Origin of the sequence: Candidatus Palauibacter soopunensis (genome assembly GCF_947581735.1) — a bacterium.
Lineage (GTDB): Bacteria > Gemmatimonadota > Gemmatimonadetes > Palauibacterales > Palauibacteraceae > Palauibacter > Palauibacter soopunensis.
In genome coordinates, this window is the sequence record NZ_CANPVT010000007.1 from 176,059 (window position 1) to 198,419 (window position 22,361).

18 protein-coding genes and 1 riboswitch are annotated in these 22,361 nt (G+C 70.9%); of the genes, 12 read left to right on the forward strand and 6 right to left on the reverse strand.

Annotated elements, in window-relative coordinates; all coding sequences use genetic code 11:
* Positions 1–28: 28 nt before the first annotated feature.
* The 6 genes from RN901_RS04005 to RN901_RS04030 all read left to right on the forward strand — a co-directional run bounded on the left by RN901_RS04005 (position 29) and on the right by RN901_RS04030 (position 4,931).
* Positions 29–955 (forward strand): dihydroorotate dehydrogenase, encoded by a 927-nt coding sequence (locus RN901_RS04005; protein WP_310756243.1) that lies wholly within the window; start codon positions 29–31, stop codon positions 953–955.
* Entirely contained in the window at positions 955–2,436 is a 1,482-nt protein-coding gene (locus RN901_RS04010; RefSeq protein ID WP_310756187.1) for an RNase adapter RapZ, read from the forward strand. Before RN901_RS04005 ends, RN901_RS04010 begins: the two co-directional genes overlap by 1 nt.
* A gap of 31 nt (positions 2,437–2,467) precedes the next feature.
* Positions 2,468–3,232 carry a sugar phosphate nucleotidyltransferase gene (locus RN901_RS04015; protein ID WP_310756245.1) on the forward strand — a complete coding sequence of 255 codons (765 nt, stop codon included), beginning with the start codon at positions 2,468–2,470 and terminating at the stop codon, positions 3,230–3,232.
* Positions 3,229–4,236, forward strand: coding sequence for an NAD(P)H-quinone oxidoreductase (locus tag RN901_RS04020; RefSeq protein ID WP_310756189.1), 1,008 nt, complete (start codon positions 3,229–3,231; stop codon positions 4,234–4,236). Before RN901_RS04015 ends, RN901_RS04020 begins: the two co-directional genes overlap by 4 nt.
* A 66-nt stretch (positions 4,237–4,302) precedes the next feature.
* The gene (locus RN901_RS04025; protein ID WP_310756191.1) at positions 4,303–4,548 is read left to right on the forward strand and encodes a type II toxin-antitoxin system Phd/YefM family antitoxin; all 246 of its coding nucleotides are present in this window, start codon (positions 4,303–4,305) and stop codon (positions 4,546–4,548) included.
* Entirely contained in the window at positions 4,545–4,931 is a 387-nt protein-coding gene (locus tag RN901_RS04030; RefSeq protein WP_310756193.1) for a type II toxin-antitoxin system VapC family toxin, read from the forward strand. Before RN901_RS04025 ends, RN901_RS04030 begins: the two co-directional genes overlap by 4 nt.
* Before the next feature lie 17 nt (positions 4,932–4,948).
* On the opposite strand, the gene RN901_RS04035 is transcribed toward RN901_RS04030, so the two are convergent.
* Together RN901_RS04035 and RN901_RS04040 are read right to left on the reverse strand one after the other, a co-directional pair.
* Positions 4,949–5,269 carry a ubiquitin-like small modifier protein 1 gene (locus RN901_RS04035; RefSeq protein ID WP_310756195.1) on the reverse strand — a complete coding sequence of 107 codons (321 nt, stop codon included), beginning with the start codon at positions 5,267–5,269 and terminating at the stop codon, positions 4,949–4,951.
* Complete coding sequence (locus RN901_RS04040) at positions 5,269–6,411, reverse strand: hypothetical protein (protein ID WP_310756197.1); 1,143 nt, start codon at positions 6,409–6,411, stop codon at positions 5,269–5,271. The genes RN901_RS04035 and RN901_RS04040 overlap by 1 nt, the downstream gene beginning before the upstream one ends.
* A 141-nt stretch (positions 6,412–6,552) precedes the next feature.
* Here RN901_RS04040 and RN901_RS04045 point away from each other — a divergent pair, with 141 nt between their 5' ends.
* The 5 genes from RN901_RS04045 to RN901_RS04065 all read left to right on the forward strand — a co-directional run bounded on the left by RN901_RS04045 (position 6,553) and on the right by RN901_RS04065 (position 11,719).
* Positions 6,553–7,275, forward strand: a complete 723-nt coding sequence (locus RN901_RS04045) for a DUF72 domain-containing protein (RefSeq protein WP_310756199.1) — start codon at positions 6,553–6,555, stop codon at positions 7,273–7,275.
* Complete coding sequence (locus RN901_RS04050; RefSeq protein WP_310756201.1) at positions 7,272–8,060, forward strand: rhomboid family intramembrane serine protease; 789 nt, start codon at positions 7,272–7,274, stop codon at positions 8,058–8,060. The genes RN901_RS04045 and RN901_RS04050 overlap by 4 nt, the downstream gene beginning before the upstream one ends.
* A gap of 4 nt (positions 8,061–8,064) precedes the next feature.
* Positions 8,065–9,147 (forward strand): 3-isopropylmalate dehydrogenase, encoded by a 1,083-nt coding sequence (gene leuB / locus RN901_RS04055; protein WP_310756203.1) that lies wholly within the window; start codon positions 8,065–8,067, stop codon positions 9,145–9,147.
* A 13-nt stretch (positions 9,148–9,160) separates the two neighbouring features.
* Positions 9,161–9,259, forward strand: a riboswitch (TPP riboswitch).
* A gap of 73 nt (positions 9,260–9,332) precedes the next feature.
* On the forward strand, positions 9,333–10,985 hold the full coding sequence (gene thiC / locus RN901_RS04060; protein ID WP_310756205.1) for a phosphomethylpyrimidine synthase ThiC: 1,653 nt from the start codon (positions 9,333–9,335) through the stop codon (positions 10,983–10,985).
* A gap of 128 nt (positions 10,986–11,113) precedes the next feature.
* On the forward strand, positions 11,114–11,719 hold the full coding sequence (locus tag RN901_RS04065) for a hypothetical protein (RefSeq protein ID WP_310756207.1): 606 nt from the start codon (positions 11,114–11,116) through the stop codon (positions 11,717–11,719).
* Here RN901_RS04065 and RN901_RS04070 read toward each other — a convergent pair.
* Complete coding sequence (locus RN901_RS04070; RefSeq protein ID WP_310756209.1) at positions 11,716–13,704, reverse strand: acyl-CoA dehydrogenase family protein; 1,989 nt, start codon at positions 13,702–13,704, stop codon at positions 11,716–11,718. The two genes, RN901_RS04065 and RN901_RS04070, sit on opposite strands and share 4 nt — an antisense overlap.
* A gap of 223 nt (positions 13,705–13,927) precedes the next feature.
* On the opposite strand from RN901_RS04070, the gene RN901_RS04075 reads away from it, so the two are divergent.
* On the forward strand, positions 13,928–15,220 hold the full coding sequence (locus RN901_RS04075; protein WP_310756211.1) for an MFS transporter: 1,293 nt from the start codon (positions 13,928–13,930) through the stop codon (positions 15,218–15,220).
* On the opposite strand, the gene RN901_RS04080 is transcribed toward RN901_RS04075, so the two are convergent.
* From RN901_RS04080 to RN901_RS04090, 3 genes are all read right to left on the reverse strand, one after another.
* Positions 15,217–18,171 carry a DUF5107 domain-containing protein gene (locus tag RN901_RS04080; RefSeq protein ID WP_310756213.1) on the reverse strand — a complete coding sequence of 985 codons (2,955 nt, stop codon included), beginning with the start codon at positions 18,169–18,171 and terminating at the stop codon, positions 15,217–15,219. The genes RN901_RS04075 and RN901_RS04080 overlap by 4 nt on opposite strands.
* Positions 18,172–18,299: 128 nt before the next feature.
* A complete protein-coding gene (gene galK, locus RN901_RS04085) occupies positions 18,300–20,471 on the reverse strand; it encodes a galactokinase (RefSeq protein ID WP_310756215.1) in 2,172 nt (723 codons plus the stop codon).
* A 10-nt stretch (positions 20,472–20,481) separates the two neighbouring features.
* On the reverse strand, positions 20,482–22,359 hold the full coding sequence (locus tag RN901_RS04090; protein ID WP_310756218.1) for a trehalase family glycosidase: 1,878 nt from the start codon (positions 22,357–22,359) through the stop codon (positions 20,482–20,484).
* Between the last annotated feature and the right edge of the window lie 2 nt (positions 22,360–22,361).

The window sequence follows — 22,361 nt, forward strand, 5'->3', positions numbered from 1 at the left end:
CGCGGCGTCCCCGGGCCTCGTCCAGCGCGTGTTCGGGGCGGAGTTCCCGAGTCCCGTGCTCCTGGCCTCCGGCACGTGCGGCTACGGGCAGGAATACGCCGATCTCATCCCCCTGGACGAGATCGGCGGGCTCGTCACGAAGGCGGTGAGCCTCGAGCCCCGCCCCGGGAACCCGCCGCACCGCGTTGCGGAGACGCCCGGCGGGATGATCAACGCGATCGGGCTCGAGAACCCCGGCCTCCACGGCTTCATCGCGGAGAAGCTCCCCTGGCTGCGCGAGCACCTCCGCCGCGCGCAGGTGTTCGTGAACGTCGTCGGGCACTCGGCGGAGGACTTCGCCGCCGTCGTGAGCGGACTCGACGGAGAGGACGGCTTCCTCGGCTACGAGATCAACGTCTCCTGTCCGAACGTGAAGGGCGGCACGATGTTCGGCACGGACGAAAGGGCGCTGGCCGACCTCGTGGCGCGGCTCCGCGGCTGCACGGAGCGGCCGCTCGTGATCAAGCTCACGCCCAACGTCCCCGACGTGGGCGACTTCGCCCGCATCTGTGAGGAGGCGGGGGCCGACGGCCTGAGCGCGATCAACACCTTCCCCGGCATGGTCGTCGACATCGCGCGGCGCGAACCGCTGATCGGGAACCGGTCGGGCGGCGTGAGCGGGCCCGCGATCCTCCCCATGGGCGTCTACGCGACGTGGCGGGCGCGGCAGACCTGCGGGCTTCCGATCATGGGGATCGGGGGGATCCGCAACGCGGAGGACGCGCTGCAGTACATCCTCGCCGGCGCCTGTCTCGTGCAGGTCGGGACGGCGTCGTTCGTCGATCCGGGCGCGGCGGTGGATGTGCACGACGGACTCTCGGAATACCTGGCGGCGAACCGGGTCGCGCGCCTCGAAGACCTCGTCGGCGCGCTCCAGGCCCGGCCCGGCTCCGGACCCGCGATTCCGGCCGGCTGATGACTCCCGGCAAGGCCCTGGTCGACCTCGCGTCGGCGCTCTTCGTCGAGTGGCACGGCGAACCGCCGCGGGACATCCGTCCCGTCGCCGCGGACGGCTCCACCCGCAGCTACTGGCGTCTCACCGCTCCGGACGGGGTGTCGGCCGTGGGCGCCCACGGCCCGGACCCGATGGAGAACCGGGCCTTCCTCTCGTACTCCCGTACGCTACGCGACCTCGGACTGCCCGTGCCGGAGGTGTACGGAGCGGACGAGGAGTCCGGCGTGTGGCTCCTCGAGGACCTCGGTGACACGACCCTCTTCGATGCGATCAAGGAGGCGCGCGAGCCGGGATCGGACGCCTTCCCGGACGCCATCCTCCCCCTCTACCGGCAGGTGCTCAAAATCCTGCCGCGCTTCCAGGTCGAGGGAGGGAAGCGGATCGACTTCCGCCGGGCCTATCCCCGGGCGGCGTTCGACCGGCAGTCCATTCTCTGGGACCTCAACTACTTCAAGTACCACTTCCTGAAGCTCGCGCACATCCCCTTCAACGAAGCGGACCTGGAGCGGGACTTCTCGCGGCTCGCGCGCCACCTGCTGGCCGGCGACCGGTCCTGGTTCCTGTACCGCGACCTCCAGTCCCGCAACGTGATGGTGCGGCAGGGGACGGAGGGTCCGGAGCCGTGGTTCATCGACTATCAGGGCGGTCGGCGCGGGGCGCTGCAGTACGACGTGGCGTCGCTTCTCTACGACTCTAAGGCGAATCTCGCCCGCCGGCACCGGGAGGCGCTGCTCGACCACTACATCGGCGTCATCGAGTCGCACGGGGTGGCGCGGCGCGAGGAGTTCCTCGAACTGTGGCCCGGGTATGTCCTCGTCCGGCTGCTGCAGGCGCTCGGGGCCTACGGTTACAGGGGATTCTTCGAGCGCAAGCCGCGCTTCCTGCAGAGCGTGCCCTACGCGGCGGAGAACCTGCGGGGGTTGCTCGAGACGGGCCTTCCGGTGGACGTGCCAGAACTCGAGGGGGCGCTGCGTGCGATCGTCGAGCGCTGGGGCCGCGAGGCGGAGCCGTCGGCGGTCGAGGGAGGGCTGGAAGTGACGGTCTCGAGCTTCCGGTATCCCGGCGGATACCCGGCGGACACGTCCGGTCACGGCGGAGGATACGTGTTCGACTGCCGCGGACTCCCGAACCCGGGCCGGGAGGAGGCGTACCGCAACCTCACGGGTCTCGACGAGGAGACGGTCGCCTTCATCGCGGCCCGGCCGGAAGCGCAGGAGTTCTGGGAACGTGTGCGGGGGATCGTGGACGCGCACATCGCGAACTACCTCGACCGCGGATTCCACAGCCTGAGCGTGAGTTTCGGGTGTACGGGGGGACAGCACCGCTCGGTGTACATGGCGGAGCGGCTGCGCCAGCACCTGAGCGTGCGCTTCCCCGACGTCCGCATCGACGTCACGCACCGCGAATCGGCGGACTGGCCGCGCCGTCCCGCGCGGGTCTGAGCCGGACGGCGGGGGCGGACGCGTGGAGGCGATGATCTTCGCGGCGGGCCGGGGACGCCGCCTGCGGCCGCTGACCGACGCGACGCCCAAGGCGCTCGTCGACTTCGGCGGCGTCCCGCTGCTGGAACGCGTGGCCGGGAACCTCGTGGCGGCCGGCGCGCACCGCCTGATCGTGAACGCGCACTACCTGGCCGACCAGGTGGCGGCGTGGGCCGAAGCGTCGTCGCTGGGCGTCCCCGTGTTCGTGTCGCGGGAAGACGAGGAGTCGCCGGCTCCCCTCGACACGAGCGGCGGCCTCTTCCACGCGCGGTCGCTGTTCGAGGCGCGGGAGCCCTTCCTGCTCCACAACTGCGACGTCGTGACCGACGTGGACCTCGCCGGACTGTATCGCGCGCACCTGGAGGGGGAGGCGCGGGATGGACGGCTGGCCACGCTCGCGATCGCGGAGCGGGAGACGTCGCGCCCTCTCCTGGTGGACGGCCGGGGCTTGTACGGGCGCGCGAACCGGACGGAGGGGTGGGAAGTCGTCGCGCGCGAGCCGTCGAACGCGGACGAAGCCCGCGAGTACGGGTTCTGCGGCATCCACGCGTTCTCGCCGCGCGTGTTCGAACGCTACGCGGAAGGAGGCGTCTTCTCGATCATGGATTCGTACATGGACTGGATCGGAGATGGGGAGCACGTCGCGGTGTTCGATGCGACGGACGCGGCGTGGTACGACATCGGGACGCCGGAGCGGCTGGACGCCGCGCGGCGGGCGTTCGGGGCGGCCCCCTCGGCGGGAAGGCACGGGGCATGAGGGCGATCTCCATCCGGGAGCCCGGCGGCCCGGAGGTCCTCGAACTCGTCGAGAGGGACGACCCGGTGGCCGGCGCCGGCGAAGTGCGGGTGCGCGTGCGCTGCGCGGGGATCAACCGGGCCGATCTCCTGCAGCGGATGGGCCGCTATCCGGCGCCCGCGGACGCCCCGCCGGACATCCCGGGACTCGAGTTCGCCGGCGAGATCGAGGCGGTGGGGGCCGGCGTCGCCGGCTGGTCCGAGGGCGACCGCGTGATGGGCATTCTGGGCGGCGGCGGATACGCCGAGTGCGTGGCCGTGCCGGCCGGGCAGCTCCTGCCCGTCCCGCCGACGCTGAACTGGACCGAGGCGGGAGCGATCCCGGAGGTATTCCTCACGGCGGCGGACGCCCTCATCGAGCGCGGCCGTCTGCGCCCCGGCGAGACCGTGCTCGTGCACACGGCCGGCGGCGGCGTGGGAACCGCCGCCCTGCAACTGGCGCGCGCGAGCGGGGCGGGCGCGATCATCGCCACGGCGTCGGCGGCCAAGCTCGACCGCATCCGCGATGCCGGACTGCCGCACGACCTCGTCGTCGACCGCCGGGCCGGCTCCTTCGCCGAGGCAGTGGCGCGCCACACCGACCGGGCCGGCGCCGACGTCATCCTCGACACCGTCGGCGCCCCGTACTGGGAGGCGAACATGGCCAGCCTCGCCACCCTCGGCCGCCTCGTCATCGTCGGCGTCATGGGCGGCATGAAGGTCGAGGCCAACCTGCGCACGCTCATGGGCAAGCGCGCGACCGTCGTCGGAACCGTCCTCCGCGCGCGCTCGAAAGCGGAAAAGGCATACCTCACCGAGATGTTCGCGACCCGCTTCTTCCCCGGCTTCACCGCCCCGGAGGCCGACCCCTCCCACTTGCGCCCCGTCATCGACCGCGTCTTCCCCCTCGCCGAAGCCGCCGAGGCCCACCGCTACGTCGAATCGAACCAATCCTTCGGCAAAGTCCTCCTCGACACGGGCGCCTGAGCGTCACTCCCCTTTCGCCCATGTGGCATATGGACTTAGTTTATTGAACTAAGTCCAGGAGGATCGATGCGTACCGTCAACATGCACGAAGCCAAGACACACCTCTCCCGTCTCGTCCAGGCGGCCGTAGACGGGGAACCGTTCGTGATCGCGCGAGCCGGCAAGCCGATGGTCAGAGTGGTGTCAATCGAGACACCGGAGCCGGCCGAGACCCGGCGGGTCGGGTTCATGGCCGGCGAAATCTCCGTCCCTCCGGACTTCGACCGGATGGGGTCCGAGGAGATCGAGACGATGTTCGAGGGAGGCGGATGACGATCCTGCTCGACACGCATGTTCTGATCTGGGCAGCGGGCCTTCCGGAAAAACTGCCACCCGCTGCACGCGCGGCGATCGAGAATCCCGAGACGGAAATGTTCTACAGCGCGGCCTCGCTGTGGGAGATCGCCATCAAGAGCGGCATGGGCCGCGCCGATTTCAGCGTGGACCCACGCGTCCTGCGCCACCGGCTCCGGATCAACGGCTACAGCGAAGTGCCGGTGGTCGGCGCCCACGCGGCCGCCGTGGACCTCCTGCCTCCGATTCACAAGGATCCGTTCGACCGGCTGCTCGTGGCGCAGGCGCAGATCGAAGGGTTGACGCTGTGGACGGCCGACGCGGTCCTCGGACGCTACGCCGGCTCGATTCGCGTCATCTAGCAGACCAAGGCCCGCGGTTAGCCGCCGCTGACGGCGGGGAGGACGACGACTTCGGCGCCGTCCGACACGGGAGTATCCAGGCCGCTCAGGAAGCGGATGTTCTCGCCGTCCACGAAGATGTTCACGTGCGGCCGCAGACGGCGCCGCTCCGTGAACAGGCGGTCGCGGACGCCGGGGTGGGCGGCTCCGAGTCCGGCCAGGATCTCCCCGACCGGGGCGGGCGCGCCGGGGACGTCCACCACGGCCCGCCCGCCCGTGAACTCCGTCAGTGCGGCGGGCAGGGTCACGCGCACGAGGCCGGCGCCCGGCGTCCCGGAGGGCTGCGTTCCTGCGGGCATCAGGCTCGCCCGGCCACGCACGCCTTCACGCAGACCACCGGCGGGAGACCCTCGCACACCAGTCCCCACGTCGTCCCGTCGTCGCGCGAGGCGTACACCTTGCCGCTGCGGGTGCCGAAGAACACCTGCCCGGGGGCGAGCGTGGCCAGCGCGTCGCGGAGCACGGTTTCGTACGCGTTCCGCTGCGGAAGCCCTTGGGTGAGCGCCTCCCAGCTCGCGCCGCCGTCCCGGGTCCGGTAGACGCGCAGCTTCGCCTCGGGCGTACACCGGAAGCCGTCCGATTCGAGCGGAACGATGTAGACCGTGTCGGCATCGCCCGGGTGCATCGCCATCGCGAAACCGAAATCCGACGGCACGCCGTTGGCGATGTCCGTCCACGAATCGCCCCAGTCGTCGCTCCGGTACAGTCCCCAGTGGTTCTGCAGAAAGAGCCGGCCCGGGTTCGACGGGTGGTGCACGATCTTGTGCACGCACTGCCCGAACTCCGGGTGCTTGTCCGGCAGGAACTCCGCGCGCACCCCCTCGTTGCGCGCGGTCCACGTCGCGCCGCCATCGTCGCTGCGGTACGCCCCCGCCGCCGAGATGGCGATCGTCGCCCGCCCGCCCGGCTCGCCATCCGTCACGATGGTGTGCAGGCAGAGCCCGCCGCCCCCCGGCTCCCACCGCTCGCGGTGCGGATGGTTCAGCAACCCGTCCACCGCTTCCCACTTCTCCCCCGCATCGTGCGAGATGAACAGACAGGCGGGCTCCACGCCCAGCCGGATCACGTCCGGCTCGCGGGCCGACCCCGGCTGGATCTGCCAGACGCGCTTGAGGGAAAGCCCGGAGTCGTCGGGAAACCTGACCGAACGCTCGGCCTTCCCCGACCACGTCGCCCCGAAGTCGTCCGAGAAGCGCAGCGTCGTCCCCCAGAAGGGACTGTGCGGCGCCGCCCACAGGCGCGACCGGCCGGCCCGGCCGTCGTACGCCAGCGCGTAGACTTCCTCTCCCGGGAAATGGGGTCCGTCCAGCTCCCAGCCCCCGCCGCCCGCGCCCGCCTCGTCGCCCGCCCCGCCCCCGTCGCGCGGCCGCGCCAGGAAAGCGCCCTTCGTCGTGCCCAGCAGGAGCGTGCCGCCCCCGTTCGTCCCGTTTCCGCTCGCCACGATCCGTCCCCTCGTTGTTCGCACGTCCCTTCACAAACGCAATACGTCGCTTCGCAGCCCAAGTTGCGCGCGGCCAATGTACCACGCGGGCGCCTCCCCGGTGCGTTGGCCCGCCGACGGCGGGACCGTATCATCCGGCCCATGCAGGTCTGGATCGGCACGAGCGGCTACAGCTATCCCGCGTGGAAAGGCAGCTTCTACCCGGAGGATCTCCCCAACAAGGAGATGTTGTCGTTCTACGGCCGCCGGCTTCGGGCCGTCGAGATCAACAACACCTTCTACCGCATGCCGCGCGAGAGCGTGCTGGAGAACTGGGCCGGGGCGGTGCCCGACGGATTCCGCTTCGCGCTCAAGGCTTCGCGCCGCATCACGCACTTCAAGCGGTTGAAGAACACGGAGGAGGAAACGGAGTATCTCGTGCAGACGGCGTCGGTGATGGCGGATCGCGCCGGCGTCATCCTCTACCAGCTTCCGCCCAACTTCAAGCGGGACGATGAACGGCTCGCGCGTTTCGTGGACCAGCTTCCGAACCCCGGCACCTCCGCCTTCGAGTTCCGGCACGCCTCGTGGTTCGACGAGGCGGTGTTCGACATCCTGCGGGCCCGGAACTCCGCCCTCTGCCTCGCCGAGACGGACGACGGAGAGGACGCGCCGCTCGTCGATACGGCGGACTGGACCTACCTCCGCCTGCGCCGCAGCGCGTACTCGGCGGAGGAGTTGGAAGCTTGGGCCGGGCGGCTGCGCGACTCGGGCTGGGACCGGGTCTACGCCTTCTTCAAGCACGAAGATGCGGGCGTCGGTCCCGCGCTCGCCGGGCGGTTCACGGAGATGATGGCGGAGACGACGGAGGCGACGCACGCATGACCCGTGTCGTCGGCCAACTGCTCCTGATCAACGGCGTCGCCTACGTGTTCACGCGCACGAACCCCGTCCTGATGTCGGAGCTGTGGCTCGTCCCCGCCCAGGTTCTGACCCGGCCCTGGACGCTCATCACCTACCAGTTCCTGCACGGTGGCGTGTCCCACATCTTCTTCAACATGCTCGCGCTCTTCTTCTTCGGGCCGAAGCTCGAGGCGCTGCTCGGATCGAAGGGTTTCCTCAGGCTGTACCTGCTGGCCGGGCTTGTGGGAGCCCTCGTCCACATCCTGTGGACCGCCCTCACGATGTCGCAGGGGGGGCTCTACATTCCGATGGTCGGGGCTTCGGCGGCCGTGTACGGCGTGCTCTTCGGCTACGCGCGCTACTGGCCGCGCGACCGGGTGATGATCTGGTTCGTCATCCCCGTTCAGGTCCGCTTCCTCGTCATCGGGTTCACGCTGCTCTCCCTGTGGCTGGGCCTGGGCGGCGTCGGCGGCGGCGTGGCGCACTTCGCGCACCTGGGTGGGTTCCTCGGCGGCTGGCTCTACCTGAGGTGGCGGGCCACGCGCTCCGCCGCGGCGCAGTTCCGCCGGAAAGCCGAGAGTCCCGGCGCCCGCATGGGAGAGCGGGAGTTGAACGTGAAGTGGGGGCGCATCGAGCCGAGCGCCCTCCATCCCGTGAACCGGGCCGAGTACGAGCGCATCGCCGACAAGCTCAAGGGCGCAGGGTGGTCCGCCCTCACCGACCGCGAACGCACGTTCGTGGAGCGATTCGGCGGAGGCTTCGGCTAGCACGATGGCCGGGCGTGTCCTGTTCCTGCCCGGCGATGGCATCGGCCCCGAGGTCCTCCGCGAGGCGCGACGCGTGCTGGAGGCCGTCGGCGAGGTCTGTGGCCACCGCTTCGACATCGTCGAAGCCCCCATCGGCGACGGCGCGCTCGAGCGGTTCGGAGATCCTCTGCCGGAGGACACGCGGGCCCTCGCCGTGGAGGTCGACGCCGTGCTCGTGGGAGCCGTCGGACTCGCGGTGCGCTCCGTGCACGGGACGGAGGTCGACGCCTCCAGAGGGCTGCTGGATCTGCGGCAGTTGCTCGGAAACCACGCGAACATCCGGCCCGTTTCCGTGCCCGAGGCGCTCGTCGCGCGATCTCCCCTCCGTCCCGAGTGCGTCCGCGGCGTGGACCTCGTGGTCGTCCGCGAACTGCTCGGCGGCATCTATTTCGGGCGTCCGCGCGGAATCGAGGACGGCGTCGCCTTCGACACCGAGATCTATACGGAGGAGGAGATTCGGCGGATCTCCGTGTCGGCGTTCGAACTCGCGCGCACGCGGCGGAAGAAAGTGACGTCGATAGACAAGGCGAATGTCCTGGAGTCGTCGATCTTCTGGCGCCGAATCGCCGAAGGAGTATCCCGCGACTATCCGGATATCGAGTTTTCCAGCATGCTCGTGGACAATTGCGCGATGCAGTTGATCCAGCATCCGCGCCAGTTCGACGTCCTGCTGACCAGCAACATGTTCGGCGACATTCTGAGCGACGAGGCGGCGGTGCTCGTCGGGAGCCTCGGCATGCTGCCGTCGGCGAGTGTGGGTGGCGACATCGGTCTCTATGAGCCGGTCCACGGCGCGGCGCCGGACATCACGGGGCGGGGGATCGCCAACCCCATCGGCGCGATCCTCTCCGTCGCGATGATGCTCGACCTCACGTTCGCGCTGCCGGACGAGGCGGGCGCCGTGCGGGCCGCCGTGAACCGCGTGCTCGAGGACGGATACGGCACCGCCGACCTCCACGCCGACGGGGGCCGGGCGCCGGTGTCGACGGCGCGGATGGGCGAGTTGATCGTCGGAGCCCTGGGCACCGTGGGCGCGGCGGACCAGTGACGCCTATCTTTCCGGCGGTCGCCGGGGGCATCCCGATCTGTCGGGATTGAGAGCGTACCCCATGAACCTGATCCGGCTCATACCGGCGTAGGGAGCGCGGCCCGCGCGGGGTAGCGTCCCCGCCCGGCGTCGACCATCCCCCGTCCGGCGACGACGCGGGTGTGCCGGAGAAAACGACGCCGGTCATGATCGATCCGGACCCTGCCCTCGGGCCCAGCCCCGCCCTCAACCCGCCGGTTCCGTACGAAGGAGCCTTCCCCAACTCCACCAGGGTCTTTGTGGATGGCCCCGGCGGCCTTCGCGTCCCCGTGCGGGAGATCGCGCTCGCCGACGGCGAGCCGCCCCTGCGCGTCTACGACACCAGCGGTCCGAGCGAGTGCGACGTGCGCGAAGGCCTGCCGCTTCTGCGCGACGAGTGGATCCGCCGTCGCGACGTGCGTTCGACCGGGCGCTCCGCCACGGTGGTCCGCGGGCCGCGGGACGACGCCCCGGAGCTGCCCTCGACCCTCGTTCGCGCGACGCGGCGGGGGAACGGCCCCGTCACGCAGATGCACTACGCGCGCCACGGCGAGATCACGCCCGAGATGGCGTTCATCGCCGTGCGGGAGGGCATGGACCCGTCCTTCGTGCGCGACGAGGTGGCGCGGGGCCGCGCCATCATCCCCGCCAACATCAACCACCCCGAACTCGAGCCGATGATCATCGGCCGGGCCTTCAAGGTGAAGATCAACGCCAACATCGGGAACTCCGCCGTCACCTCCTCGATCGAGGAGGAGGTGGAGAAACTCCGCTGGGCGACGCTGTGGGGCGCCGACACGGTGATGGACCTCTCCACGGGCAGGAACATCCACGCCACGCGGGAGTGGATCCTCCGCAACTCTCCCGTCCCCATCGGCACCGTGCCCATCTACCAGGCGCTGGAAAAGGTGGGCGGCGTCCCCGAGGCACTGACGTGGGACGTCTACCGCGACACGCTCATCGAACAGTGCGAGCAGGGGGTGGACTACTTCACCGTGCACGCGGGGCTGCTGCTCCGGCATGTGCCGCTCACGGCGGAGCGTGTGACGGGGATCGTGAGCCGCGGCGGATCGATCATCGCCAAGTGGAGCATGGCCCACCACCGGGAGAACTTCCTCTACACGCACTTCCGCGAGCTGTGCGAGATCGTGCGCGAATACGACGTGTCGCTGTCGCTGGGAGACGGGCTGCGGCCGGGGTCGATCGCCGACGCCAACGACGAGGCGCAGTTCGCCGAACTGCGCACGCAGGGCGAACTGACGCGGATCGCGTGGGAATACGACGTGCAGGTCATGAACGAGGGCCCGGGGCACGTGCCCATGCACCTGATCCGCGAGAACATGGACCGGCAGCTCGAGTGGTGCGACGAGGCGCCCTTCTACACGCTGGGGCCGCTGACGACGGACATCGCGCCCGGCTACGACCACATCACGAGCGCGATCGGCGCGGCGACGATCGGCTGGCACGGCACGGCGATGCTGTGCTACGTGACGCCCAAGGAGCACCTCGGGCTCCCCGACCGCGACGACGTGAAGGCCGGCGTCATCGCGTACCGGATCGCGGCGCACGCGGCGGACCTCGCGCGCGGGCACCCAGGCGCGCAGGCGTGGGACGACGCGATCTCGAAGGCGCGCTTCGAGTTCCGGTGGGAGGACCAGTTCAACCTCTCGCTCGACCCGGTGACGGCGCGCGCCTTCCACGACGAGACGCTCCCGGCGGAGGGCGCGAAGATCGCCCACTTCTGCTCGATGTGCGGACCGAAGTTCTGCGCGATGAAGATCAGCGAGGACGTGCGCCGCTACGCCCTCGAGGGCGCCTGATCCGCTCGGCGTGGAACCCCGAGCGGCCCGACCGCATATATTTCAGCAAGGTGGAGGTGCCGGGCCGGCGGAGACCCACCGTGACTCCGCACAAGCCGGAACCCGGCCAGGGAGGAAGGGAGGAAGGGATGTTCGACCGAAGAAACGTAGTCGCGGTGCTTCTCGCCGGCGCGCTCGCGGCCGGCTGCAGCGAGGGCACGACGGATCCCCCCGACACATCCGAGCGGCTTTCCGCGGCCGAGTCGCTGGCGCTGTTCGAGGCGATGCGAGCGATTCAGAGTGATCCGGATCCCACGATCATCGGGGGCTCCGAGAACAGCATGGTGGTTGCGTGCCCCCTCGGGGGACAGATCACGATCACCATCGACGTCGTGGAGGAGTCGGTGGGCGACACGGCGAGGCTGACGTCCGATTTTACGGCCACTCCCAGCGGCTGCCAGGTGTCGAGCGGCGGGATGCGGTTCACCGTGGACGGCCGCCCGAGCGTCCGCGAACGGACCGTCGCCACCATCGTCGGCTTTTTCGAGGCGTTCACCCTCGAGGGTTCGGTGACGGGAGCGCTGGACTGGCAGTCCGACGGCCGGTCCGGGTCCTGCGACATCGACATGGCCTTGAGCGGGGGTCTGGATTCCTCCGGTACGGAACCGTCCCTGGCCGCCGTGCTGGCCGGCACGCTATGCGGCCACGAGACCCGCCTCGACGTAGACGACGTACCCGGCGGCCCGTCCGGCTAGACGACCTCGGCCTTGGCGCTCGCCGGGCGGGGCTCCGCAAAGGGTTCGGACGGGGAGGCGTCGGGTCCATGATCGGACGGCAGATCCGGCGCCGCTCCCTGCCAGGCTTCGAGCGCGGCCTTCTGGAGGCCGACGATGTCGCGCTCCATCCACTCGAAGCGGCCCGCCATGATGTCCTGGGCGATGCGGTAGTCCGCCGCGTCGTGGTTCGAGCGGATGCGGCGGAAGAGTTCGCCCACGCGCCGGCGTGACTCGACGGCGAACGAATCGGCGAGACGCGCCGCCTCCCGGGCCTCGTCGCGGGCCTCATCCCCCGCGCGCCGGCGCAGCATGTCGGCTCTCGTGACGGCGGCCGAGATCGCGAACAGTTCCGCGCCGATGTCGATGACGCGGAAGAGCAGTCCCTGGCGCCGCTCGAGCCTGGGCCCGTGGCGGAGCATGAGGTGGAAGATCGTGCGCGCGAGCTTGCGGCTGTTGCGCTCGACGAAGCGCAGGTGCTTCGCCAACCGTCCGTGGCTCGCGAAGCGCGGCGGCAGGCTCCAGCCGATCCACGTCGTCGGATACCAGGTGGCGTAGAACCACGCGGCCTTCGGCAGCGCCTTGAGCTTGGCGCCGAGGCCGAGTTTCGGGTCGACGAGGTCGCCGGCGATCTGGAGGTGCCGGTCCACGGCCTCGCGGGCCATGAACAGGCGCAGGATCTCGCTCGATCCCTCGAAGATCCGGTTGATGCGGAAGTCCCGCAGCCAGCGCTCGACGGCGACGGGTTCCTCGCCGCGCGCCGTGAGCGAGTCGGCGGTCTCGTAGCCGCGCCCGCCCCGCACCTGCAACGCGTCGTCGACGAGTTGCCAGCCCGTTTCCGTGTTCCAGAGCTTCGCCATCGCGGCCTCGAGCCGGATGTCGTAGCCGCCCCGGTCCGCCATCGACTGCGTGAGGTCGGCGATCGCGGACATGGCGTACGTCCGGGTCGCGATCGACGTCAGGTAGTGCGCGATCGTCTCGTGCTTGCCGACCGGCACCCCCCACTGGATCCGCTCCGCGCACCAGCGCCGGCACGCCTCGAGCGCGGTCTGCGCGCCGCCCACGGAGGAAGCGGGAATCGTGAGCCGCCCCGTGTTCAGCGTCATGAGCGCGAGCTTGAGTCCGCTCCCTTCCTTCCAAAGCAGGTTCTCGGCGGGCACGCGGACGTCGGTGAAGCGGATGATCCCGTTCTCGAGCGCCTTGAGCCCCATGAAGTGGCAGCGCCGCACGATCTCGACGCCCGGCCAGTCGCGCTCGACGATGAAGGCGGAGATGCGCCCCGTGTCCGGGTGGCGCGCCATGACGACGTAGAGTTCGGCCAGGGTGCCGTTCGTGCACCACAGCTTCTCGCCGTTCAGGATGAAGGCGGACCCGTCCTCCGTGCGCTCGGCGGAGGTCGTGAGCCGGGCCGGGTCCGAACCCACGTCGTTCTCGGTGAGCGCGAAGGCGCTGACGGCCCCCTTCGCGAGCCGCGGGAAGTACGCCTCCTTCTGCGCCTCGGTGCCGAACATCTTGAGCGGCTGCCCCACGCCGATCGACTGATGCGCCGAGAGGAGGGCGACGACGTTCCCGTCCACCGAGCCGACGACGCGCATCGCGTTCGCGTACTCCGTCTGGTTGAATCCGAGGCCGCCGTACTTCCTGGGCACCTTGATGCCGAAGGCGCCGCGCTCCGCAAGCGCCCGCACCACCTCGGGCGGGATCTTTCCGTCCCGGTCGATGCCGTCCGAGTCCACCTCGTCCCGCAGGAAGACCCGCAGGTCCTCCGTCCACTCGCGCGCGTAGTCGGAGATGAAATCGTTCGGGTCGGGATAGGGGTGAATCGCGTCGAGCCGGAACTTCCCGAGAAAGAGGTTCCGGACGAAGGTTCGCCCCGTCCAGTCCGTCTCGCGGGCAGCCTCGGCGACCTTCCGGGCCTCGGCCTCGCTGACGTGGGATTTCGCGCTCGCGCCTGTATGTGCGGACATGTGAATCTTCCGTCTCCCGTGCCTCATCGGTGACGCCGCCGCGGCGGGCGGCACTCCCGCAAACCTACCCCGCGCCACGCGTTCGCGACAAACCGGCGGCGTCGCGTTCGCCACGCCGGTCGAGGCGGGCGGGCGCAGCCGGACGGGTCGCATCACGCGGACTTCCCGTGATACCCTTGAGCCCTCGAAACGGGCCCCCGCCAGATTCGAAAGGCCGCCGCGAGTGAACTCGACCTCTCAACCCCCGCCCGTCGCCCGCCGGGAGATCGTCTCCTGGGCGATGTACGACTTCGCCCACTCGGCCTTCGGGACGATCGTCGTGACGTTCATCTTCTCGGCCTGGTTCGCGCGGTCGATCGCCCCCGACGATGTGCTGGGGGGCGTCTGGTGGACGCGCGCGGTCACCGTCTCCGCGGTCACGACCGCGCTCATCATGCCGGTGGTCGGCGCGATGGGGGACTTCGGCGGCCTCAAGAAGCGGTTTCTGCTCATCGCGACCATGATCTGCGTCGTTCTGACGGCGAGCCTCTTCGGCATGGGGCCGGGCGATGCATGGATCGCCGCGCTCGTGTTCATCGGGGCCAGCGTCGCCTACGAGTCGATGCAGTCGCTCGCCAACGCGTTCCTTCCCGAGATCTCGACCCGGGAGAACATGGGACGGATATCCGGGCTGGGCTGGGGCCTGGGGTACTTCGGCGGCCTCCTCTGCCTCGTTCCGGCGCTGGGCATGGTCAGCGGCTGGCTGCCGGAGGAGGGGGGGCTGAACGTGCGGTCCACGAGCCTCCTCGCCGCCGGCTGGCTCCTCGTGTTCTCGATTCCGGTCTTCCTCTTCCTGCGGGAGCGGCAGCCTCGCCGCCGCGCGCCGCTCGGCACCTACGTGCGCATGGGCTTCGGCCGCATCGCGGACACGGCCCGGGACCTGAGGCGCTATCGCCAGGCCGTCCGCCTCCTCGTCGCGCGTCTCGTCTACAACGACGGGCTCGCGACCGCCTTCGCCATGGCGGCGATCTTCGCCGGGGCCGAGTTCGGGATGGAGACGGCGGACCTCCTCATCCTCGGCATCGTCGTGAACCTGACGGCCGGCGCGAGCGCGATCGGCTTCGGGTTCGTGCAGGACCGGATCGGCGGGAAGCGGACGATCGCCATCACGCTCGTGCTGCTGATGGTGGCGGTCGCCATGGCATGGTCCGCGCGGGACCTCCCGATGTTCTGGGCCGCGGCCATACTCCTGGGGCTGATGGTCGGGCCGAACCAGGCGGGGAGCCGCGCCCTCCTCGGGTCGTTCGTGCCCGAGAGCAAGCAGGGCGAACTGTTCGGCTTCTACGCCTTCTCGGGCCGGCTTTCCGCCGCGGCCGGCCCGCTCTCCTACGGGCTCATCTTGGGTGCCACGGGCAGCCACCGGTGGGCCATCGCCTCCATCCTCGTGTTTCTCGCCGCCGGGTTCCTGCTCCTGCTGCGCGTGGACGAGGAGGAGGGCGTGGCGCTCGCGGAGGCGGAGGCGACGCCCGCCGGCTAGCGTTGCAGGCTGGCGGCGGCGAGGGCCCGGAGCAGGAGGGCGCGCTCGATCGCCGCGGTCGGGGACGGCGCGCCGTCGAGCGCAGCGGCGCGGACGCGCAGCGAGGCGATGGTGGCGGTCTCGAACGCTCCGGGCACGGGTCCGCCATCGGGGCTTTCCGCCGCCGCGTCGAGCAGGAACCGCACCAGCCGGTCGTCGGGGTCGAAGGGACGGCCCTGGCCGAGCGATTCCGGCCACAGCAGCGCCGCTTCCAGGTGGTGGCGAGCGGTTGGCCGGTCCCCGGCCTCCAGTTCGTCGAGCGCGGCGCCGACGTGCGCGAACTCGTACAGCCGGTGGGCTTCGCCGGAGTTTTCCGAGGGAAGAACGTGGGTGTTCGCGAGCATCCGGATCGCCTCGCCGTACTCGCCCGCCTGGATGAGCCCCCGCACGTGGAGGAGGGCGAGGTTGAAGTCGTCCGGGAAGCGTTCCCGTCCCCGGCCGGACGCCTCGCGCGCCTCCGCCCATCGTCCCGTTTCCTGCAGGTGCCGGACGAGGGAGATGTGGAGGAGGCGGCTCTCGGGATCCATCTCGACCGCACGACGGAAGTCGGCCCCGGGATCGCCGCCCAGGGCCCCCGTGAGGTGCGCGCGCGCCGCGTAGGCGGGGCCGTAGGCGGGCTCGTCGCCGAGGGCCGCCAGCACGTCGGCCGCCTCCGCGTCGCGGTCGAGCGCCCACAGGTTCAGGCCCAGCAGGTAGCGCCAACCCCAGTGCGGGTCTTCGCGGGCCGTCCAGCGCAGAACCGGCAGGGTCTCGGGGCGGAAGGGGAAGGCGAAAGCGGGATCGGCCCCCGCCCGCAGTACTTCGGCGTCGCCGCGCAGGAAGGCGAGCCACGCCGTCGCCACGGGGCCGCCGCCCACTTCGTCCGCCAGTTCGAGCAGGCGCGCCGCATCGCCGGGCAGCCCGCGGTTCGCGTAGCCCACGGCGAGTTCCAGCAGCGTCTGCCCCGGATACTCGCTCCGCATCGACGCGGTGAGGCGCGCCGCTTCGGCTCCGTCCGTCGCCTCGTCCCCGCCGGATCCCTCAGCCCGCGCCGCGAGATACCGCTCGGCCAGCACAAAGTGGTTCAGCGGGTCGAGTTCGAGCAGCTCCGCCTGCACCCGGGCCGCACGGGTTTCGTCGCCCTCCAGGCGCGCCGCGATGGCCAGCACCTCGCGGGCCGGAATGCTCACGCGGTCGTGGTCGAGCGCCAGCGCGGCGTGGCGGTGCGTTTCGGCAATGTCCCCGGCCTCCAGCGCCAACTCCGCCAGCCGAATGCGCGCCGCGGCCCGGTGGGAGACCGACCGGGCCGCCCAACCGAACGAGTCGAGCGCATCGGCCCGGAGCCCGAGGGCCAGATACAGGTTGCCGGCGAGGAAGTTGGCTTCCGGATCGTAGGTGTCGAGCTCGAGCGCGCGCCGGGCGTGGGCGAGGCCCTCCTCGTAGCGGGCCGACCTCAACGCCAGCGCGCCGAGACCCAGCAACGCCTCCCGGTTCCAGGGCTCGGCGGCGAGCGCCTGTTCGTACAGCGTCCGCGCGTCGGCATGGCGACGGCCCCGCGCCAACTCCCTCGCCTCGAACACCAGGCGGTCCGTCTCCGGGAGCGCGTCCCACGCCTCTGAGTTCGTCCCAAACGGCCGGGACACCGAGGGCTCTCCGCCGAACCCGCACACCCCGGCGAGACCGGTCGCGCCGGGTCCCGAGCAGGCTTCCAGGCGGAGCCGCGGGAGCGAAACGCGCCATGGGCGCGAGGGCGCGACGTCGAACTCGACCACTGTTGCATCCAGAGCTTCGAACGCCACGGCCCGCGCGGCGACCTGTTCGCCGGCGGACCACGCCTTCACGGTGTCGACCCCGGACCCGAACGCCTGGACCACGACCCGCAGACGGTCGCCCTCCCGTTCGACGTGCATGGCGCCGTGGGGGGAAGCGTCCGTGAGGCCGCCCGTCTCTTCGAGCGGGAACCACGTCTCGGTCCAGCGGCTGGCCGAAAGGGGGTCGAACGCGCCCTGCGTGATGGGGTTCCGGTCCGCCCCGGGCGAGTACTGCACGTGCAGCCGCCCGGCCTGGAACTCGACGTACTGCCCGTCCGTGTCCGTGAGCAGATCCTCCCAGACGCCGCCGGCACGGGACAGTGCCCACAGCCACATCTTGCGCCCGGGCATTTCCTCGTGCGGGGCCCAGTGCCCCCAGCCGTAGTCCTCGTCGTGGTAGTAGCCGCCGAAGAAGTCGTTCAGCGCCCCCACGACGTGGTAGGACTTGTGTCCCCCGAACGCGTTGTTGCGGTACAGGGGCAGGAAGCGCCCCTCCTCGTCCTCGGGCCAGGGGCGCACCTGCCCGGAATGCTCCAGGTAGGCGTCGCCGGGCACGAACAGTTCCAGGTCGTCCCGGGCGAAGGCCGCGGCCGTCATCCAGTTGTAGTACGGCTGCTCCAGCGGGGTCGGGTTGTACCACAGGACGCGCGTCTCGAAGGCGGCCCGGTCCGCCGGAAGCCGGATCTCGACCCGCCACGGCGTCCGCGCCGGAAGGTCGGTGGCGCCGACGATCGTGCTCACGCTGCCGTCCGCGTTCTCCCGCACCAGGTAGTCGACCGGCGTGGCGGTGGCCGGCGTGTGCCCGATGACGCCGAAGTTGAACTCGAGGCCGCCCGAGGTCCACGGACCGCGCAGCGCGATGTCCCGGAACTTCATCACTTCGTTCCGATAGATGAACTCGTGGCCCGTCTCCTTCACGACGGCCCCCCACACCTTGCCGCCCACCTCGGGAAGGACGAAAACCTCCACGAGGTCGTTCTCCATCTTCACGACCTTCCACTCCCGGGGTTCCGACGTCGCCGCGTATCCCTCGAACGTGTGGTAGGGGTACAGCCGCCGGTCGGTGGCGAGCACCGGCACGGGATTTGGATCCGAAAACGGATACGTATCGAGAACCCGCACCTCCTCGGTTATCCGGGCGCGGGACCCCGGAGCGTCGCACGCGGCCACAGTCAAGGCGGCGCAAGGGATGGCCGAGGCCAGCGCGGCGATCCGCCACTGTCGCAACGTCAATCGGAACACGTCACACCTCACTTGCTTGTTACGGTGGCGCCGTTGGAGGCGTCGGCGACGAAGAGGGCGCGGCGGCCGACCCCTCCGCGGGGGGTGTAGAAGCGATCGATCAGGGCCTCGATTACGCCCTTCGCCTCGTCCGCGCGGCAGAGCGCGACCGCGGAGCCGCCGAATCCCGCGCCCGTGAGCCGCGCCCCGGCCGCGCCCGCGTCGAGGGCTACGGCCACGATCTCGTCCAGCGCCTGCGTGCTCACGCCGAAGTCATCGCGCAGGCTGGCGTGCGAGGCGTTCATCAGCCGGCCGAAGGCGGCCATGTCCTCGCCGCGAAGCGCCCGCTCGGCCTCGATCACTCGGCGGCCCTCCGCGGCCACATGACGAAAGCGCCTCCACAACGTGAGCGGCAGCGCCTTCCGCGCCTCCGCCAGGATGGTGTCGAACTCGGCCCGGTCGGCTTCCACCACCTCCAGCCAGGAGGTCCGGCCCACCCGTTCGAGGGCCTCCGCGCACTGGGCGCGCCGCTCGTTGTAGAGCTCGCGGACCGCGCCCGCCTTCTCCGCGCGCGTCAATGACGAGGCGACGACCCACCGCCATCCCTCCGGTACCGGCACCGGCGTCACGCGCAGCGGCCCGAAGTCGATCCGCAACGCGTGCCCTTCCTTGCCGCAGAGCGACGCCGCCTGGTCCATCCCGCCGCCCTGCACGCCGACATGACGCTCGGCCCGGGCGAGGAGCGCCGCCAGTTCCAGCGCCTCCACCTGCGCTTCGTTCGCGTGCAGCAGGGCCAGCGCGGACGCGACCACCAGGGCGGAGGAGGACGACAGCCCCTCCGCCACCGGGACGGTGCCCGTGACCGTTCCCCGGATGCCTCGCCTCAGTTCCACGCCGTGGTCCAGCAATCCCCTGGCCGCGGCCCGCACGTAGTTCGACCAGTGTCCCGGGGGCGCGGATTCGGTGGCGCGGTCCAGCCGAAAGGCGAACGAGCCGTGGGCGGAATCGCCCTCGAGTTCGACCGTCGCGTGCGCCAGCGCTTCGAAGTCCAGCTGGACGTGCCGGTCGAGAGCCATCGGCAGCACCGGCAGGCCGTTGTAGTCGATGTGCTCGCCGATGAGGTTGATGCGCCCCGGAGCGGTCGCGACCCCACCGGGCAGCGCCTGCGGTGGACCGAAGAGTGACGCCTGCGCCGAGCGGACCGGCTCCGCGTGAACGTGCGGCGTCCAGAGGTCGACCGGGTACGCGCCCGCCTCCGTGAGTTGCCGGAGCGAAACGGCGACGCCCTCGTGGTCTCCGGGAAAGGTGACGCCCTTCCATCCCTTGCCCGTGGGCACCAGGCCGCAACGCGTCCGTTCGGCGACCACCAGGTTGCTCACGGCTTCCGACAGATAGAACTCGTCATCGATCCCGGGCGAGGCCGCGAGGAAACTCCGGAAGCGCCGCGACAGCAACGGCAGGATGTCGGGGAAGAAGCCCCACAGGCCCATGCACGCCTGGCTGTCCGCGCCCACGCGGATCGCCGCGCCGGAGGGCGTGCACCCGACGACGTCGGGCCGGACCGCGGAGGAATCGGCGCCTTCGCCCGTCCGCTGCGTGGCGCCGTCGAGGCGCAGGTCGAGGCCCTCGGTCATGCGGAGCAGCGTGCCGTCGGGCCCCTCTTCGCACAGGCCGCGCGACACGCCGCCGAAGGCGGACAGGGTGTCGGCCAGGGAGTAGGTCACCGCGAAGGCGCGGATGCCCGGAGGAGGCGCCGCGAGCGCGTGCGCCAGGCGCTCGTACGCGACGCGTCCGTAGAAGTCGTCCGCGTTGCAGACGGCGAACGCGCCCCGGGGGCGCAGGGCGGTCGCCGCGGCCAGCACGGCGAATCCCGTGCCCCAGGGCCGGACGCGCCCGGCCGGGGCGAGTGGGACGAGGTCGGGGTGGACGAGACGCTGGCAGGCGAGGGAGAGAGAGATCCCCGCCGCCCGCATCGGACCCAGGCGCGCCTCGAACTCGTCGCGCTGACTCTCCCGCACGACGAGAACGAAATGCCCGAAGCCCGCGCGCAAGGCGTCGTACACGGCGTATTCGAGCAGCGACCCGCCGCCCGGCCCCACCGGTTCGAGCTGCTTGGCGCGACCGAACCGGGTGGATTGCCCGGCGGCGAGGATCACCAGCGTCGGCCGCTCCGGCCGGTCGTCCGACTCCACGTGCCTCATCGCGACAACTCTACCGTCCGCGCCATGGACAGGCGTCGACGGACTCCTCGATCGCGCCCAGCGCGAACAGCGGTCCCCAACTCTGGAACCGGTGTCCTCGCCCCCGGCCAGTGCACGCGTCGAAGTTCTCGCGGCAGAACCCCGTGCGCCGGAGGTCGGCCAGGAACATGTGCGCCCCCTTCCATGCCAGTTCGCTTGCGAGTTCGTCGAACCCGTACCGTCGCAGTCCCTGCAGCACGAGGTAATTCATGGGCGGCCAGATGGAGCCGCGCCAGTACTGCTGGTCCTCGAACGCGGGGTCGTCGCGCGAGATCGTGGGCAGCATCCACTCGCCCCGGAAGCGGGCGGGGTCGCGCAGCGCCGGGACCATGCGCCGCGCCCGCCCCGCCGACGGAACGCCGGCGATGAGGGGAAGGAAGTTCGACGCCGCCACGCGAGGGGAGTGACCTCCGGGGAGTTCGTCCAGGTAGAGCCCGGCGGCTTCGGACCACAGCACCCGGTTCATCGTCGCCACGAGCCGGCGACGCTCCGCATCCAGCCGATCCGCTTCCGGCTCGTCGCCCAGGATGCGGGCGATCCGCGCCAGGCACTCGAGGTCCAGGGCGCGGTAGCTGCACAGATCGACGGCGGACATGGCGAGGACTTCCCGTTCCGGATCCCACTCCGCCTCCTCCCACAGCGGCAGGTCGTCCTGCCCCGATTCCCACGCCGCCCGCTGGTGGCCGTCCGCAGCCACTTCCCACTCCGGGAGCTGAGCCCGCTCCGGCACCAGCGCCGTGTCCGAGCCCCACGCGAACAGACCCGGCGTGAGGCCTTCCCGGCGCGGGCGTCCGCCCTTGTCCGCCACCCACCAGTGGTTCCATGCGCGGAGCCCCGGCCAGGCCGCCGCCAGCGCGTCCGTATCGGGGCAGGCAAGGAACAGCTTCAGCGCCGCGAACGACCCGATCGGGGGCTGCGAGCGATCGGGCGTGCCGCCCAGCCGGCTTCGCCAGTTGGGCACGTTCCCGTTCGGATAGCGCGACTCGAGCCCGGCCAGGAGAACGTCCCACGCCAAGCGCCCCGACGCGGTGGCGAGCGCCAGCGCGTTGAAGAAGGAATCCCACCCGAACACCGTCCAGTCGTCGGGCCCCGGGCCCTCCTCCGGTGCGTCGTTGTCCCGCGCGTCCTTTTCCCGTCCGCTGTCCCCCGGCTTCGGAAAGATCCAGCGGCGCCCGGCCGGCGCATACAGCCGCCCGGTTTCCGGCTGGAGAAGAATGTTCCACATCAGGTGATCCGCGACGGCTTCGACCAGTCCTTCCCCCGCCCCCGACCCCCGGGGTCGGCGGCGGTCCCAGTCGCGGTGCGCGTCGTCGATCCAGCGGTCCAGCCCGGGTAGAAGGCGCTGGGCCCGGGCCAGAGCCGTCGCGGATCCGGCCGGCGCCCCTTTCGACTCCCAGGCGACCACCGTGGCGACGCGGTCTCCGGCCCGAGGCGCGAAGGCGGCGGCCATCTCCAAGCCTCCCGGCGCGGCCCGCCAGCCGTCGGACGCTTCCTCCCACGTCGTCTTCCACCCCCACGGACGATCCCCCACCAGCTCCACCCGGCCCGGCGCCCGCGCCACGGCCCGCAGCGCCACGGCATCCTCGCGGCGCGACCACTCCAGGATGAGCGTGCCCTCCGCGGGGCGGGAGTCGGGCGATGGCTCGGCGGCGAGATCGAACTCCATGCGCGCGTAGCTGCCGTCCGGCGCGTGGGGACCGACCCGGGAGACCATCCAGTACCAGTCCTCCAACTCCCGCCGGTCACCGCTCGGGGTAGTGAAGACGAGCCGGAGCCCGATCCCGTCGCCGGGCCCGGCCGCGAACACAAGCCCCGCCCACCGCCGCGCCTCCAGCGCCCCCACCCGCATCA